Source organism: Chitinophaga sp. YIM B06452, assembly GCF_039655965.1.
In the GTDB taxonomy this organism is placed as follows: domain Bacteria; phylum Bacteroidota; class Bacteroidia; order Chitinophagales; family Chitinophagaceae; genus Chitinophaga.
The window spans coordinates 12,346-26,479 of record NZ_JAWLKY010000002.1 but is presented as its reverse complement, the minus strand read 5'-3'; the positions used below and the strand labels follow the sequence as shown (position 1 = coordinate 26,479).

Below are 14,134 nucleotides of genomic sequence, written 5' to 3'. Positions count from 1 at the left end.
GAAGGTAATAAAAAACAAAAAGAGGAAAAGCCGGGCCCTTCCTCTTTTTTACAATATTAACAGCTATTTTAATTCAGTAGCTCTTCCTCGCTGAATTCCACGTTGGAATAATCTTTCACTTCGTTGTACACGGTATCTCTTTCCACGGGCGTTCTGCCGGCTTGTTTGATGAGCATGGCCAGCTGTGCGGTGTTCATGGAAGGGGATTGTTCTTCAGAACCCGCCATGGAGTAGATCTTCGTGGTATCGTCTATCGTGCCGTCCAGGTCGTTTACGCCGAAGGAAAGGGTGAGCTGCGCGCTGTTCCTTCCCAGCATAGGCCAGTAGGCTTTCAGGTGCGGGAAGTTGTCCATGTAAAGCCGCGCAATGGCATACATCCTGAGATCCTCCACGATGGTGGATTCCGGCACATGCGCCATATCGTTGTCCTTATTCCTGAACTTCAGCGGGATGAATGTATTGAAGCCATGCGTTTCGTCCTGCAGCTGGCGAAGGCGCTCCATATGATCCACGCGGTGCCAGAACTGCTCGATGTGGCCGTAGAGCATGGTGGCGTTGGTGACCATGCCCATCTGGTGAGCCGTGCGGTGGATAGCCAGCCATCCGTCGGCATCCACCTTATCGTGGCAGATCTGGTTGCGGATATCCGGGTGGAAGATCTCCGCGCCGCCCCCGGGAAGGGATTGCAGGCCGGCCTCTTTCATCATGCGCATGCCTTCCTCAATGCTCACTTTCGCTTTGCGGAACATGTAATCCAGCTCCACGGGCGTGAAACCTTTGATGTGCAGGTCCGGCCGGTGAGCCTTGATGCGGCGCATCAGTTCCATGAAAAAGTCCAGGTTCATTTTGGGATGCACGCCGCCAACGATGTGCACTTCGGTAACGGGCTGGCTGTCGTATTTCTTCACGATGTCCAGCATCTCGTCGATGCTCAGTTCCCAGCCGTCTTCGCGGTTCTTGTAAAGCCTGGAGTAAGAGCAGAATTTGCAGGTGAATACGCAAACATTGGTAGGCTCTATATGGAAATTGCGGTTGAAGTAAGTTTTGTTGCCGTGTAATCTTTCACGGACATGGTTGGCAAGCGCACCGAGGTACCCGATATCTCCCTTCTCAAACAGCGTTACGCCGTCTTCCTGCGTAAGCCTTTCCCGGTTCAGCACTTTGTCGGCGATCCTTTTGAGATCCTTATCCAGGGTGGGTGCAGACAAGATGGTCAGTAATCCGGGCTTTGGTGCTGTGGTCGTCGTCATTTTGCTTTCACTATTTTATATGTCCTCACCTGTTGGCTGTAAAATAACGTTACAAAGTAAACACCATTTGAGGCATTTACCAAATCAATTGTAGTACGGTTGCCGCTGCGGATCACGGGCTCCTGGCGGTATACCTGCCTGCCCGCGGCATCATACACGGCAATGCTTTTCAGGTCTTCGGGCCAGGCGCTGAACTCGATGTAGAACTGCCTGCTGAAGGAGTTCGGCCATATGAGGATGCCGCGGCTTACGAGGTCGGGGTTGGCGTCTTTTTTAAAGATGTTCACCTGGTCGATATACACATTGTTCTCGTAGTTCGAGGTGTTGCGGAACACGGCGCGGAAGGGCTGCTTTTTCACGAAAGCGGTGAGGTTTACGGTGTCTCTCCGCCATTCGCTGGCGGTGGGCACAAATTCGGCACTGGCGGGCGTTTTGCGGGTGATGAGCGTGCTGCCCCATTTCTTGTAACCTGTGGGGATGAACGTTTGCCCGCAATCGAGCGTAACCAATATTTCCAGCGTATCCCAGGGATTGCCGGTGGTGGCCGGATCGGTGCTTACCGCCGCCGCCACGTCGAAGCTGAGGAATACGGAATCTGCCAGGGATGCGTCTATCACCGGGCCAATGAGGTCATCTACCTGGTTGTTAATTGCGTAACCCAGGTTGCGCATAAAGGCGCTGCGGCTGCTGCCCTGGCTGCCTACGGCGGCTCTTTCCCAGGTAAAGCTGCGGTCAGGATTGCGGATGCTGAAGGCTTCCGGCGGGAATGCCGCGCCTTCGAAGGCCTCTGCAAACGGCATGGCGGCCGGGCTGCGGTAGAAGAAATTAATGGAAGCGGTATCGTTTTCCGGCTGCTCATCCGCGCCGCCATTGGGGTTCAGTGTCCAGGCTTTGAAGGTGAACGTGCCCTGGCCGGCCTGGAATACAGGCAGTACTACGGCTGTTTGCTGCAGCGAAGCCAGGTTGCCCGTCCAGCTGTAATCCATCGGCGCGCCGTTGTTGACGGTATAACGGATGGTCACGGAAGTGAGCGGGTCAAAGCCGCGGTTCTTCAGTATCACGAGCGGCGTTTGCGTTGCTTCGCAGCGGTAGCCCGCCGGTTGTGATACTTCTGCTATGCCCGCGTCGCGGTTGCGGAGATTAACGGGCGTACAGCCGTTGGAGGTAAGCAGCGAAGCGCGTTGTGCGTCCAGCGCGTTGCGCATACGGTCTGTTTGCCCGGTGGTGAATAAGATCATGCAGGCGTCGTTCACATAATCCATGTAGTTCATGTACATGTAGCCGGGGGCGGCAGGGGAGCACATGTCTGTAGCCACGCCTGAAGGGCAGCCATAGGTGGCGTCTCCCTGCGGCGGGGTATCCGCCACGCCGTCGTCCGTTGTGCAACTGCCGTTATCGTCGCCCCAGATATGCCGGAGCCCGAAAAAGTGGCCTACTTCGTGGGTAAGGGTGCGGCCCAGGTTGAACGGCGCGCGGGCGGAGCCTACGTCGCCGAAGGCGCGGTAGTTCACCACCACGCCGTCTTCTTCGGGTGGGTATACGTTGCCGGGAGGCGTGGCCACCCCCAGGTAATTATCGTCCAGCACGCAGACCCAAACATTGAGGTAGCGGGTATTGTCCCAGCCGTTGGCCCCGCCGGTGGCGGCGTATTTCACTTCGGGGGCGGCGCTGTTGATGGAAAAGCTGCTGCGCTGCGTCACGGTGCGGGTAATACCGCTGGTAGGGTCGCCGCCGGGCGTGCGCGCGGCCAGGCAGAACTGGATCTCGGAATTGCCGATAAGGCCCTGCCATACGGCGGGAACGTTCGCTATGTCCGCATTTTGAGCAATATAGTCCTGGTTGAGGGTCGCTATCTGGTTGAGTATCTGCTGGTCGGTTACGATGGAAGGATCCGGCAGCACGATGTGTACTACCACGGGAATGGTCACGCGGGGATTGACACGCTGGAGATCGCGCGGGGGCCTGGTTTTCCGGAGAGTGGCTTCCACGGCCTGCATTTTGGCCACGAGCTTTGGCTGGGCTTTCAGCTTTTGCGCCAGGGCCGTTTCCGTTCCGCATTTCCGTTGAGCCGACGCGCCTGCGAAAGAAAGTATGAACAGGGCGAGCAGGGTAAAATTACGCAAGTGATATCCGTTATAGGTGATAGTGATATGATCAAAGCCTGTCTTCACGGTTCGCTTTGTAAATGTACTCACAGCGGCTGAGATTAACATGGATTAATCGTTAAATCGCCTGAAATTGCCGGGCAACCGGCACTACAGGCCAGCGGGCGGCAAATGGCTGTTTTCCCTCAGGGCTGCGCCCTGCTGTACACCCGCATATCAGGTGCCGCCGATCAGCTCAGCGCCCCCGCAATGCACCCGCACATCAGGCAGGCGATGGTGCCGCCGATGAGCGCTTTCACGCCCAGTTCCGTCAGGTTGCGGCGCTGGTTGGGCGCCAGCTGGCTGATACCCCCGATCTGTATGCCGATGGAGGCGAAGTTGGCAAACCCGCACAGGGCATAGGTCACTATCAGCAGCGATTTCGGGTCGTGGATCATGTTGGCCGTCTTCATTTTGGCCAGGGTCTGGTAAGCGAGGAATTCGTTCAGCACGGTCTTTTGCCCCAATAATTGCCCCACGGCCAGCATGTCCTGCTGCGCTACGCCTATGATCCAGGCCACGGGACTGAAAAGGTAGCCCAGCAGCATTTCCAGGCTCAGCTCTTTATACTGCCCGCCGCTCATGGCTGCTATTTGCGGGTTAAGGGCCGTCTGGTCGCCCACCCAGCCCAGCAGGCCATTTACCACGTACATCAGCGCGGTGAATACGATCAGCATGGCGCCCACGTTCACGGCCAGTTTCAGGCCGTCGGTAGTGCCGATGGAAAGCGCGTCCAGGAAGTTGTCGCCGAGCTTCTCACGGGGCACGTAGAGGTCTTTCTGGATTAGATGCGCCTGTGTTTCAGGGAAAAGCAGCTTCGCGCAAACGATGGCTGCCGGGGCGCTCATGATGCTCTGGCTGAGCATATGCAGCGCAAAATATTCCTGCTGCGCCGCATCGGGGCCGCCCAGCATGCTGACATAAGCCGCCAGTACGCTGCCGGCGGTGTTGGCAAAGCCGCCCACCATGATACAAAGTATCTCCGAACGCGTCATCTTTTCAAGGTAAGGCCTGATCATCAGCGGGGCCTCGGTTTGCCCGAGGAAGATATTGGCCGCCGTGGAAAGGCTTTCCGCGCCGGAAATGCTGAGTTTATTGAGCAGGTAAGCGAAAACGTACACGATCTTTTGCAGTACGCCGAGGTAATACAGCACAGAGCTCAACGCCGCAAAGAAAATGATATTGGGCAGCACCTGCACCGCGAAAATATATCCCCATTCGCCCCTGAAATCGGCCAGCCCCTCGAACATAAATTCAGTGCCTTTATGGCTGAGATTGATCAGCTTCACGAATGAATTGGATACCCCTGAAAGCGTGCTGCTGAATACATTGGCCGGGCACCAGCGCATGTACACGGAAACGGTCAGCACAATGCAGGCCGCCAGGATGGTCCATTTCAGCAGCTCTATATTCCTTTTCTGCAACACTTTTATCATCGCCACAATGGGAATAAGCCCCACGAAAAAAGCCACCGCCGGGAGCGGGAACTGCGAGCTGCGGATAATGCCAATAAAAAAGCCGGCCAGGGCGGCAACCGCCAGCAGCCAGCTGAGCATATCTTTAGGAAGGCCAAAGCCTTCTTTTTGTTTACGCCTGAAACGGTTGAAGGAATAAAGGAGGATCATGATCCCGAAAAGGACCCAGAAGACGGGCTGCCCGCCCAGCTGCGTATTCAGCACGCCCATGGCGAACATCACCTGTGCGCAGATCCCGATGCCCACCAGCTTCCAGTTGATAGCACGGCGGTTATTGCTCAGGAGGTAACAAACCAGGACAAGAAAGAACATACCCAGCGCGCCGCGGGCAACATTTTCCCATTGTAGCATTCTCAGAGATTGATTTATCAGGCAAAATAAGGGAATATGTTCATATGATGGCGCCCGGGCATAAAAAAAACGCAGCTCATAAGAGCTGCGTTCTTCCAATTTTATGCGTTCTCCAGTACTAGAGGTTAGCCTGGATCTTCTTTTCCAGTACAGATTTGGGAACCGCGCCCACCTGCTTGTCTACCACTTTACCGTCCTTGATGAACAGGATAGCGGGGATGCTGGTGATGCCGTAGTTCATGGAGATCTGCGGGTTGTTGTCCACATTCACCTTACCAACGTTCACTTTACCATCGTAATCTTTAGACAGTTCTTCGATCACGGGACCGATCGCGCGGCAAGGACCGCACCATTCTGCCCAAAAGTCTACCACAGTCAGCTTGTTCGAATCGAGAACGGTGGTCTGAAAGTTCGCATCTGTGAATTCTAAAGCCATTTTTATAGATTTAAAAGTTTATAATTTTAATAAATGATTGGTTCTCAGGTTGTTGTCGGTTTGGCTTTTGTCAAATCGATATGCAATATATACAAAAACTAAACCGGTGTAAAACTACTGCTTTTTTGGCATCGCTACTTATTGAATGTGTCGATATAGACATCGATGTCCGGCTGTGAGTTAAGGAACTGTGCCAGTTCGTCATTCATCTCCACGTGTTTGGTGAAAGTGTGCAGTTTTACCATCAGTTCCTCGTCCCGGTCTATCAGCTGGCAATAGATCTCGGCCTTGCCGGGGTTTTTCTGGATGTTGTCAGATAAAAAATCGATCACCTCCGGGGTGATGAACTGCGGCATGGTAATGAGCCCTACCTTGCGGGTTTGCGTGCGTTTCACCTCCTGCAGCAACTGCATGCTGTTTATTTTGAACTCGTACTCGTTGTCGTTGAACCTTCTCGGTTTAAAACCGCCGTTCACGTACAGGCAAAGCCCGGTTTTGAAGTGGGTGGCGAATTTCAGGAAGTCTTCGCTCCACAGCGCGAACTCGAATTTCCCGGTATAATCTTCCAGGGTCATGATGCCGAACTGCTTGTTGTTCCGCGAGATGCGCTCCACGGCGCCGCTCACGTACACCGCCATCCTGAAGTCCTTGGCTTTGCCTTTATTGTTGTCTGAAGGGGTGCTGATCAGGTTCTGGTATTCGGTCACTTCCGCCAGGGTGTTCATGTGGTAGTGCTTCATTTCGAACTTGTAATCGTCCAGCGGGTGGCCGGAGATGTAGATGCCCGTCACTTCCCGCTCGTTGTTGAGCTTGATGGTGAGCGGCCAGGGATCGCAGGGGGGGATCTTCGGCGGCTGTATCTCATCCATAAAGGCGTCGCCAAACAGGCCGCCGGTACTTTGGCTGCCCGCGGCCACCTGCTGCCCGAAACGGATGATCTTTTCCAGCCCGGTGCTGTTTTCCGCTGAATGGAAATATTGCGCGCGGTGCAGCTCGGGGAAGCAGTCCAGCGCGCCGCTCATGGCCAGGGCCTCCAGCGATTTTTTATTCACCGCGCGCTGGTTCACGCGTTTGATCATGTCGAAAATGGTCGTGTAAGCGCCGCCTTTCTCACGTTCTTCGATGATATTCTCAATGGCGGCTTCTCCCACGCCTTTCAGGCCGGCAAGGCCGAAACGCACCTGGCCTCTTTTGTTCACCGCGAAACCTTTGAAGGATTCGTTCACATCGGGCGGCAATACGTCCAGCCCCATGCGTTTACATTCTTCCATGAAGAAGGTGATCTTTTCCAGGTTGCTGGCGTTGTTCAGCACGGCGGCCATGTATTCGGCAGGGTAGTGGGCCTTGAGGTAAGCCGTCTGGTAGGCCACGAAGGCATAACAGGTGGAGTGGGATTTGTTAAAGGCGTAGGATGCGAATGCTTCCCAGTCGGTCCACACTTTATCGCACATTTTCAGGTCGTGCCCGTTGGTCTTGCAGCCTTCCATGAACTGTGCCTTCATTTTGTCCAGCACGGCCTTTTGCTTTTTACCCATGGCTTTACGGAGAATGTCCGCGTCGCCTTTGGAAAAGTTCGCCATTTTCTGGCTGAGCAGCATTACCTGTTCCTGGTATACGTTGATGCCGTAGGTTTCCGCAAGGTATTCCTCCATCACCGGCACGTCGTAGGTAACGGGCTCCAGCCCGTGCTTGCGGCGGATGAAGGTGGGAATATATTCCAGCGGCCCCGGGCGGTAAAGGGCGTTCATCGCGATCAGGTCAGCGAATTTGTCCGGCTTCAGCTCGCGCAGGTATTTCTGCATACCCGGACTTTCAAACTGGAACGTGGCGTTGGTTTCGGCTTTCTGGTACAGTTCAAAAGTCTTCGCATCGTCCAGCGGGATGTCGTCTATCACGATATCCACCCCGTGGTTCTTTTTGATCATCTGCAAAGCGCCTTTGATGATGGTGAGGGTCTTGAGACCCAGGAAGTCCATCTTGATTACACCGGCGCTTTCGATCACGTTCCCTTCGAACTGTGTTACCAGCAGGTCGGAATCTTTCGCGGTGGTAACGGGTATCAGCTCGGAGAGGTCTGTAGGGGCGATGATGATGCCGGCCGCGTGGATGCCGGTATTGCGCACGGAACCTTCCAGCACGCAAGCTTCCCGCAGCACTTCGCCCTGCAGGTCGTTGCCTTTGATCAGCTCGCGGAGGCGCTTCACGTTTTCCAGGTCTTCCGCGGCAAGGCCTTCTTTTTCAGCAAGGCTCTTATCCCCGTCCAGCGGGGCGTTGAAGATGCGCGACAACTGGATGCCCGGCTTATCCGGCACCAGTTTGGCCAGCATGTTGGAATCCTGCAACGGCAGGTCCATCACGCGCGCCACGTCCTTGATGCTCATTTTGGCGGCCATGGTACCGTAGGTGATGATTTGCGCTACCTGTTGCTTGCCGTATTTCTGCACCACGTAGTCGATCACTTTCTGGCGGCCTTCATCATCGAAGTCCGTGTCGATATCGGGCATGCTCTTACGTTCCGGGTTCAGGAAACGTTCGAACAGGAGGTCGTATTTGATGGGGTCTATATTAGTGATGCCGATGCAGTACGCCACGGCGGAACCTGCCGCGGAACCGCGCCCCGGGCCGATGAACACGCCCAGCTCGCGCCCTGCCTTGATGAAATCGCCCACGATGAGGAAATAACCGGCAAAACCCATGTTCTCGATCACATTCAGCTCGAAGTTGAGGCGCTCTTCCACTTCGGGTGTGATCTCCGCATAACGCTGGCGCGCGCCTTCGTAAGTGAGGTGGCGCAGGTACTGGTCCTGCGTGATGAACTCCGGCGGAACGGGGAAGTTAGGCAGCAGGATGTCGCGCTTCAGGTCCAGCAGCTGCACTTTATCCACGATCTCGTTGGTATTGTCGATCGCCTGCGGGAGGTCTGCAAACAGCTTGCTCATCTCCTGCGTGTTCTTGAAATAGAACTGGTCGTTATAAAAAGCGAAACGTTTGTTTTTCACAATGGCATCATCGTCGGAAAACTCCTTCATGGAAGGGGTGCTTTTCTTTTCGCCGGTGTTGATGCAAAGCAGGATGTCGTGCGCGTTGGCGTCCGCCTGGTCTACATAGTGGCTGTCGTTGGATGCGATGATCTTCACATTGTATTTCTCCGCGAAGCGCACGAGACATTCATTCACTTTTTCCTGTTCGGGGATGCCGTGGCGCTGCATTTCCACGTAGAAGTCCTCGCCGAAGATGTCCAGCCACCATTTGAATTCCTTTTCGCCTTCTTCTTCTCCTTTTTTGAGAATGGTCTTGGGCACGGAAGCACCGAGGCAGCAGGTGGTGGCAATGAGGCCCTGGTGGTATTGAAGGATCAGTTCTTTATCGATACGGGGATATTTGCCGTACAATCCTTCCATATAGCCGAGGGAGCAGAGTTTGATGAGGTTCTTATAACCCTGGTCGTCTTTCGCGAGCAACACCTGGTGATAGCGGATATCTTTTTCTTCGCGTGTAAACTGGCGTTTGTGGCGGTTTTCCACGAGGTAAAACTCACAACCCACAATAGGCTTCACTTTCAGGCGTTTATCCTTTGGGTCCTCCGGGTTCAGCTTGTTATTATACGCTTCTGCTACGAACTGGAAGGCGCCGAACATGTTGCCATGGTCTGTAATGGCCAGTGCCGGCATATTGTCTGCCATGGCTTTTTTATAAAGCTGCTTGATATCTGCGGCTCCGTCGAGCAGGGAAAACTGTGTATGTACGTGCAGGTGAGAAAACTTCATCGTCGGTTCGGAATTACAGCTTAAAGATCGTAATGTAGCAAGCAGCAAAAATCGGATTTTTTTTATATTGCAGCAATTTTAAAACGGGGGCCAATGCACAGAAGAAAGGGGAAATTGTACCTGATACCGGCCGGCGCGCTTTTATTGGGAAGCTGCGCCCTGCTGAAGCCGAAAGAAACGGCTAAGCAACCGGCGCCGGCAAAGCAGCAGGAGATGGAATTTATAGACGGTATCGCGATCAAACGCGATGCCCGGGGCAGCGAGCACCAGGGTAAAACGCGCAGCACCCGCATCGGCAATGCGCCCACTACGGTCAACAGCATTGAAGAAGCGCGCCCCTGGCAGTTTAAATACGCCCAGCTGCTGGACCTGCCGGTGGAGAACGTGGTGAATGAAAAACTCTACAACTTCATCGAAGAATGGTGGGGAACGCCGTACCGCATGGGCGGCAACACCAAAAGCGGCATAGACTGCTCCAATTTCGTGAACACCCTGATGGCGGCCGTGTACCAGATCACCCTGGCCGGCAATTCCATCCAGCTATACAACCAGGTGGCCCGCCTCGGCAAAAGGGCGGAGCTGAAGCCCGGTGATCTCGTGTTTTTTGCGATCAACCGCAAAAGACGCATTTCCCATGTCGGTATTTACCTCGAAAACGAACGTTTCGTGCATGCATCCAGCAGCAACGGCGTCATGATCAGCGACCTGCGGGAACCTTATTGGGTAAGATATTATGCCGGGGCAGGCAGGATCAACTGATTTTTTATAGCTTAGCAGGATTAAACTATTCTAATGGACCTGGTGAACCAGCAATACTGGGATGCTTCCTACAGTAACTTTCAATACTTTATCGCGGAAGACAATATCACGAAGTGGCTCGACCAATACGAAGCGCTGCTGCCAAAAGGAGGCCGCCTCTTCGAATTCGGCTGCTTTCCCGGCAGGTATATGGCGCACCTGGGCAAAAAAGGCCTGGAAGTGAACGGCATGGACCTCGTGCCGAATATGAACGAAGGCTTCAGCAGCTGGCTGCAAAGCCTGGGCATTGCCACCGGCAGGCTGGAAAGGGGCGACGTGCTGGCGTATGCGGCCCATACCGAAGACCGTTACGATGTGGTATGCTCCTTCGGGTTCATCGAACATTTCCGGAATTTCCCAGAGATCATCGCGCTGCATCACCGCATATTGAAGCCCGGCGGCCTGCTGATCATCACCACGCCCAATTTCAGGGGCGGCTTGCAGCAGTTCCTGCGCAGCAGCCTGGATAAGGAAAACCTTGCCCGGCATTATATCCCTTCCATGCAGCCTTCACTCTGGGCGCAGCAGTTGCAGGCGCTCGGCTATCAAGTGCCCTACGCGGGCTGCTTCGGCAAATTCGATTTCTGGCACGACCCGCAGCCGCGCAACGTGTTCCAGAAAGCAGGCCTGCAGGTAGCCTATAAGCTCATTCCTCTTTTAAGATCTCTGCCAGACGGTACTTTCCACTCACCTTACTGCGGCATCGTGGCGCAAAAACCGGTCGCATGAAAATAGCCCTGCTCTACATCTGCACAGGAAAATACAAGGTGTTCTGGGATGAATTCTTTACCAGCAGCGAACAATACTTCATTCCCGGCGCGGATAAGGAATACTTCGTATTCACAGACGCGGATGACCTGCCTTACAAGGACCATCCCCGCGTGCATGTGATTGCACAGGAATGGCTGGCATGGCCTTATGCCACGCTCATGCGGTTCCATATTTTTTCGGGGGTGGAAGAGCAGCTGCAAAAATTCGATTATATCTTTTTCTTCAACGCGAACGCGCAATTCCTGCGCACGGTAACCGCGGAGGAATTCCTGCCCGGGCCGGGGCATGATGGGCTGACCGTCGTGAGCAGCCCGGGTTTCCACGGGCAGCCGGTTAAAAATTTCCCTTACGAAAAAAAGGACAAACGCTCCAAAGCATACATGCCCCCCGCACTGCGGAAGATCTATGTACAGGGCGGTGTGAACGGCGGCACTGCCGCCGCTTACCTGGCGCTGATCCGTGAATTGAAGAATAATGTGCAGGCAGACCTGGACAAAGGCATCATTGCCCAGTGGCACGACGAATCGCACCTGAACAGGTACATCGCCGAACGGCATCCGCGGGTACTTTCCCCCGCGTATATTTTCCCCGAAGAAAGGAAGGACCTGCCTTTCGACCCCATCATCCTCATCCGCGACAAGAACCGCCTGGGCGGCAACGCTGCCATGCGGCAACATACCGACCTGCATCCCCGCCCGGGGATCGCGAAGCGCATTTTAAGGCGCGTGCGCAACTGGTTCAGCTGATCATTTGATTATTTCCGCCTGGTATATTTCTGCACCATAGCCAAACCTTTGCGCCAGCTTTCCGTCACGTCCTGCGACCATTGAAAGTAAATGATGGGAAAAAGATAAATGGCGCAAAAGATGCCCGTGCGCAGGATGCCGCGCACCCATGGGTTTTCCATGGTGATGAGGAACTGGCAGATATACCAGCCCAGCACCGCCAGCAGCACCACGTACAGCGTTCTGAGGGTGAACGGCTGCATATCGTATTTGAAGTAGAGGAAAGCGTAACGCAGGGAATTGTACACGAAAGCCGTTATCAGTGCGGCCACACCTGAACCGGTAATACCCAGCCATTTGATCAGCCAGATGTTCATCGGAATGCTGGCCACCAGCAGCGCCAGCGTGGAGTAGAACTGGAAACGCCACATGTTGGAAGTGCCGATGATCTGCTCGTTCACACCCGTGCCCAGGTCCAGCACCTTGCTGAGGCCAAGGAAAAGGATGATGTAACGGCCTTCGAGGTACAGCTCCGGGATGTGGAGTATCTCGAAAACGGAATCCAGGTTGAGCCAGACCATCATGAACAGGAATGTCGCGAAAATGAGCAGGGTGAGGGAAGAGCGGCGGTACATGCTTTGGATGCCGTTATAATCCTTGTCTTTCCAGGCCTTGGCCAGTATGGGAATGGCAATGGCGATCAGGCTGCGTTGCGGCACAGCAATAGCATTGCTCACATAGGTACTCGATTCCAGCACGCCGGTGGCCGCGAGGCCCTTGGTGCTGCCCACTACCAGCGCGTCTATATTCTGCGCCAGCACGCCAAACACGCTGCCGCCGAAGATCAGCAGGTTGAAGGAGATCATTTTATCTGACAGCTTGCGCGTCACCTTGCTGATCCGGAACGAGAAATGCAGGGAGTCTTCCCGCCGCAGGTACAGCACCAGCGCGATGAACACGGCGGCGTAGATGAATGAGAACACCCAGACGAACTGGATATTGGTAAAGAAATGCACGACCAGCAGCAGGATCATCAGCGTGGTGATCACGCGGATGCCCACTTCTTTGAGGAATATCGGGAAGATGGTCTTGAAATGATTGTAGCTGAAGTTCTCAAACAGCGTGAACAGCATGAGGAAGAACGTAAAAGGGTAGAGCAGGTAAAAATGCTCCACGAATATCTGCGAGTTGGCGGAATATTTCTGTACCACCAGGTCGTGAAACACAATGGTGCCAAGGGTTACCAGCGCAAAGCCGATCAGGCTGACGGTGAGCACGATGCCGAACAGGTCGCGCCGGGCGAAAGGCAGGTGATCGCGGTAATACGGGTAGAATTTGTTGAGCAGCGTAGCCGTGCCCATGGAGGCGATGGAATAGAATACCATAGCGGTGCTGGACATGAGGCGCGTGAGGCCGTAGATCTCAGCCGGTACAAACGACATGAAGAGATAGGTATTGAGCGCCCCGATGGCAAAACCCACGTAGGTGATGATGGCAGACCGTATGCTTTGGCTTCTGATAATTCCCATATAGATACCCGCGAAAATAGATATTTTTGCGCCTAAAACCGGTAATTCTTGATCCTTGTTCAATTAAAAGGAGGGCTGGGCAACCAGATGTTCCAATACGCCGCCGGCCGTACGCTTGCTTTACAACACGATGTTCCGCTGTTCCTGGATAAGGGTAGTTATGAACCGAAACAGGCCGGCATGTACGGGCTTGGCGGTCTGCATATTTCCGCTTCCCTTGCGGGAGAAGAGATGATCCCCCGGCCCGGGTTCCTGCAAAAAGCGTTCAACCGCCTGGCGCCTGCACCCTGGCGGCGCATCTTCCGGGAAACAGGCATGGACTTCGACCCGCGTTTTTTCAGCCTGCGCCCGCCCGTATACCTGAAAGGATACTGGCAAAGCTGGAAATACTTCGAGCCGCAGGCCGCGCAGATCAGGAAAGATTTCACCTTCAACATAGAATTTTCCCCCGCCATTATGGCCAAAGCCGCGGAATTGCCGCAGCAGGATACCGTGGCCATGCATTACCGCCGCGGCGACTATACGAACAGCGAAGCGGCCGCTTTCCATGGCATCCTGGGGCCTGATTATTATGAAAAGGCCGCGCAGCACTTCAACGGCGCAAAGTTCATTATATTCACCAACGACCCGGCCTGGGTGCGAAGCAACCTGCCCGCCGGCATCGATTACGAAATACCCAGCGGCAGCCTGAGCCATACGCAGTATGAAGACCTGTTCCTGATGAGCCGTTGCCGGCACCAGGTGATCGCCAACAGCAGCTTCAGCTGGTGGGGCGCCTGGCTGAACGAATACCCCGGCAGGGAAGTAGTGGCCCCGCGCCACTGGTTCGCAAAAGAGGGGCTTACCGCGAAAGACCTGGTGCCGGACAGCTGGCGCCAATATTAAAAA

Annotated in this window: 10 protein-coding genes; 4 read left to right on the top strand and 6 right to left on the bottom strand. The window is 54.6% G+C overall.

From position 1 onward, the window contains the following. Positions 1-68: 68 nt before the first annotated feature. The 5 genes from mqnE to dnaE all read right to left on the bottom strand — a co-directional run bounded on the left by mqnE (position 69) and on the right by dnaE (position 9,423). On the bottom strand, positions 69-1,250 hold the full coding sequence (gene mqnE, locus R3I13_RS09800; RefSeq protein ID WP_346317761.1) for an aminofutalosine synthase MqnE: 1,182 nt from the start codon (positions 1,248-1,250) through the stop codon (positions 69-71). Further along, complete coding sequence (locus tag R3I13_RS09795; RefSeq protein ID WP_346317760.1) at positions 1,247-3,445, bottom strand: M43 family zinc metalloprotease; 2,199 nt, start codon at positions 3,443-3,445, stop codon at positions 1,247-1,249. Before R3I13_RS09795 ends, mqnE begins: the two co-directional genes overlap by 4 nt. A 140-nt stretch (positions 3,446-3,585) precedes the next feature. After that, positions 3,586-5,220 carry a nucleoside transporter C-terminal domain-containing protein gene (locus tag R3I13_RS09790; protein ID WP_346317759.1) on the bottom strand — a complete coding sequence of 545 codons (1,635 nt, stop codon included), beginning with the start codon at positions 5,218-5,220 and terminating at the stop codon, positions 3,586-3,588. 118 nt (positions 5,221-5,338) lie between these two features. After that, complete coding sequence (gene trxA, locus R3I13_RS09785; RefSeq protein ID WP_346317758.1) at positions 5,339-5,656, bottom strand: thioredoxin; 318 nt, start codon at positions 5,654-5,656, stop codon at positions 5,339-5,341. 134 nt (positions 5,657-5,790) lie between these two features. Then, positions 5,791-9,423 (bottom strand): DNA polymerase III subunit alpha, encoded by a 3,633-nt coding sequence (dnaE, locus tag R3I13_RS09780; RefSeq protein WP_346317757.1) that lies wholly within the window; start codon positions 9,421-9,423, stop codon positions 5,791-5,793. A gap of 93 nt (positions 9,424-9,516) precedes the next feature. Between dnaE and R3I13_RS09775 the strand changes: the two genes are divergently transcribed. The 3 genes from R3I13_RS09775 to R3I13_RS09765 are packed head-to-tail and all read left to right on the top strand — an operon-like array spanning position 9,517 to position 11,738. Continuing rightward, positions 9,517-10,182, top strand: a complete 666-nt coding sequence (locus R3I13_RS09775) for a C40 family peptidase (RefSeq protein WP_346317756.1) — start codon at positions 9,517-9,519, stop codon at positions 10,180-10,182. Between the two features lie 33 nt (positions 10,183-10,215). Next, on the top strand, positions 10,216-10,950 hold the full coding sequence (locus R3I13_RS09770) for a class I SAM-dependent methyltransferase (protein ID WP_346317755.1): 735 nt from the start codon (positions 10,216-10,218) through the stop codon (positions 10,948-10,950). Beyond that, on the top strand, positions 10,947-11,738 hold the full coding sequence (locus tag R3I13_RS09765; RefSeq protein ID WP_346317754.1) for a family 6 glucosyltransferase: 792 nt from the start codon (positions 10,947-10,949) through the stop codon (positions 11,736-11,738). The genes R3I13_RS09770 and R3I13_RS09765 overlap by 4 nt, the downstream gene beginning before the upstream one ends. An 8-nt stretch (positions 11,739-11,746) precedes the next feature. On the opposite strand, the gene R3I13_RS09760 is transcribed toward R3I13_RS09765, so the two are convergent. Further along, positions 11,747-13,246, bottom strand: a complete 1,500-nt coding sequence (locus R3I13_RS09760) for a polysaccharide biosynthesis C-terminal domain-containing protein (RefSeq protein ID WP_346317753.1) — start codon at positions 13,244-13,246, stop codon at positions 11,747-11,749. Between the two features lie 48 nt (positions 13,247-13,294). Here R3I13_RS09760 and R3I13_RS09755 point away from each other — a divergent pair, with 48 nt between their 5' ends. Then, on the top strand, positions 13,295-14,131 hold the full coding sequence (locus tag R3I13_RS09755; protein ID WP_346317752.1) for an alpha-1,2-fucosyltransferase: 837 nt from the start codon (positions 13,295-13,297) through the stop codon (positions 14,129-14,131). Positions 14,132-14,134 lie beyond the last annotated feature (3 nt).

Coding starts and splice junctions, on each gene's coding strand:
- mqnE (WP_346317761.1), bottom strand. CDS start 1,250: ATGACGACGACCACAGCACCAAAGCCCGGATTACTGACCATCTTGTCT.
- R3I13_RS09790 (WP_346317759.1), bottom strand. CDS start 5,220: ATGCTACAATGGGAAAATGTTGCCCGCGGCGCGCTGGGTATGTTCTTT.
- trxA (WP_346317758.1), bottom strand. CDS start 5,656: ATGGCTTTAGAATTCACAGATGCGAACTTTCAGACCACCGTTCTCGAT.
- dnaE (WP_346317757.1), bottom strand. CDS start 9,423: ATGAAGTTTTCTCACCTGCACGTACATACACAGTTTTCCCTGCTCGAC.
- R3I13_RS09775 (WP_346317756.1), top strand. CDS start 9,517: ATGCACAGAAGAAAGGGGAAATTGTACCTGATACCGGCCGGCGCGCTT.
- R3I13_RS09770 (WP_346317755.1), top strand. CDS start 10,216: ATGGACCTGGTGAACCAGCAATACTGGGATGCTTCCTACAGTAACTTT.
- R3I13_RS09765 (WP_346317754.1), top strand. CDS start 10,947: ATGAAAATAGCCCTGCTCTACATCTGCACAGGAAAATACAAGGTGTTC.
- R3I13_RS09760 (WP_346317753.1), bottom strand. CDS start 13,246: ATGGGAATTATCAGAAGCCAAAGCATACGGTCTGCCATCATCACCTAC.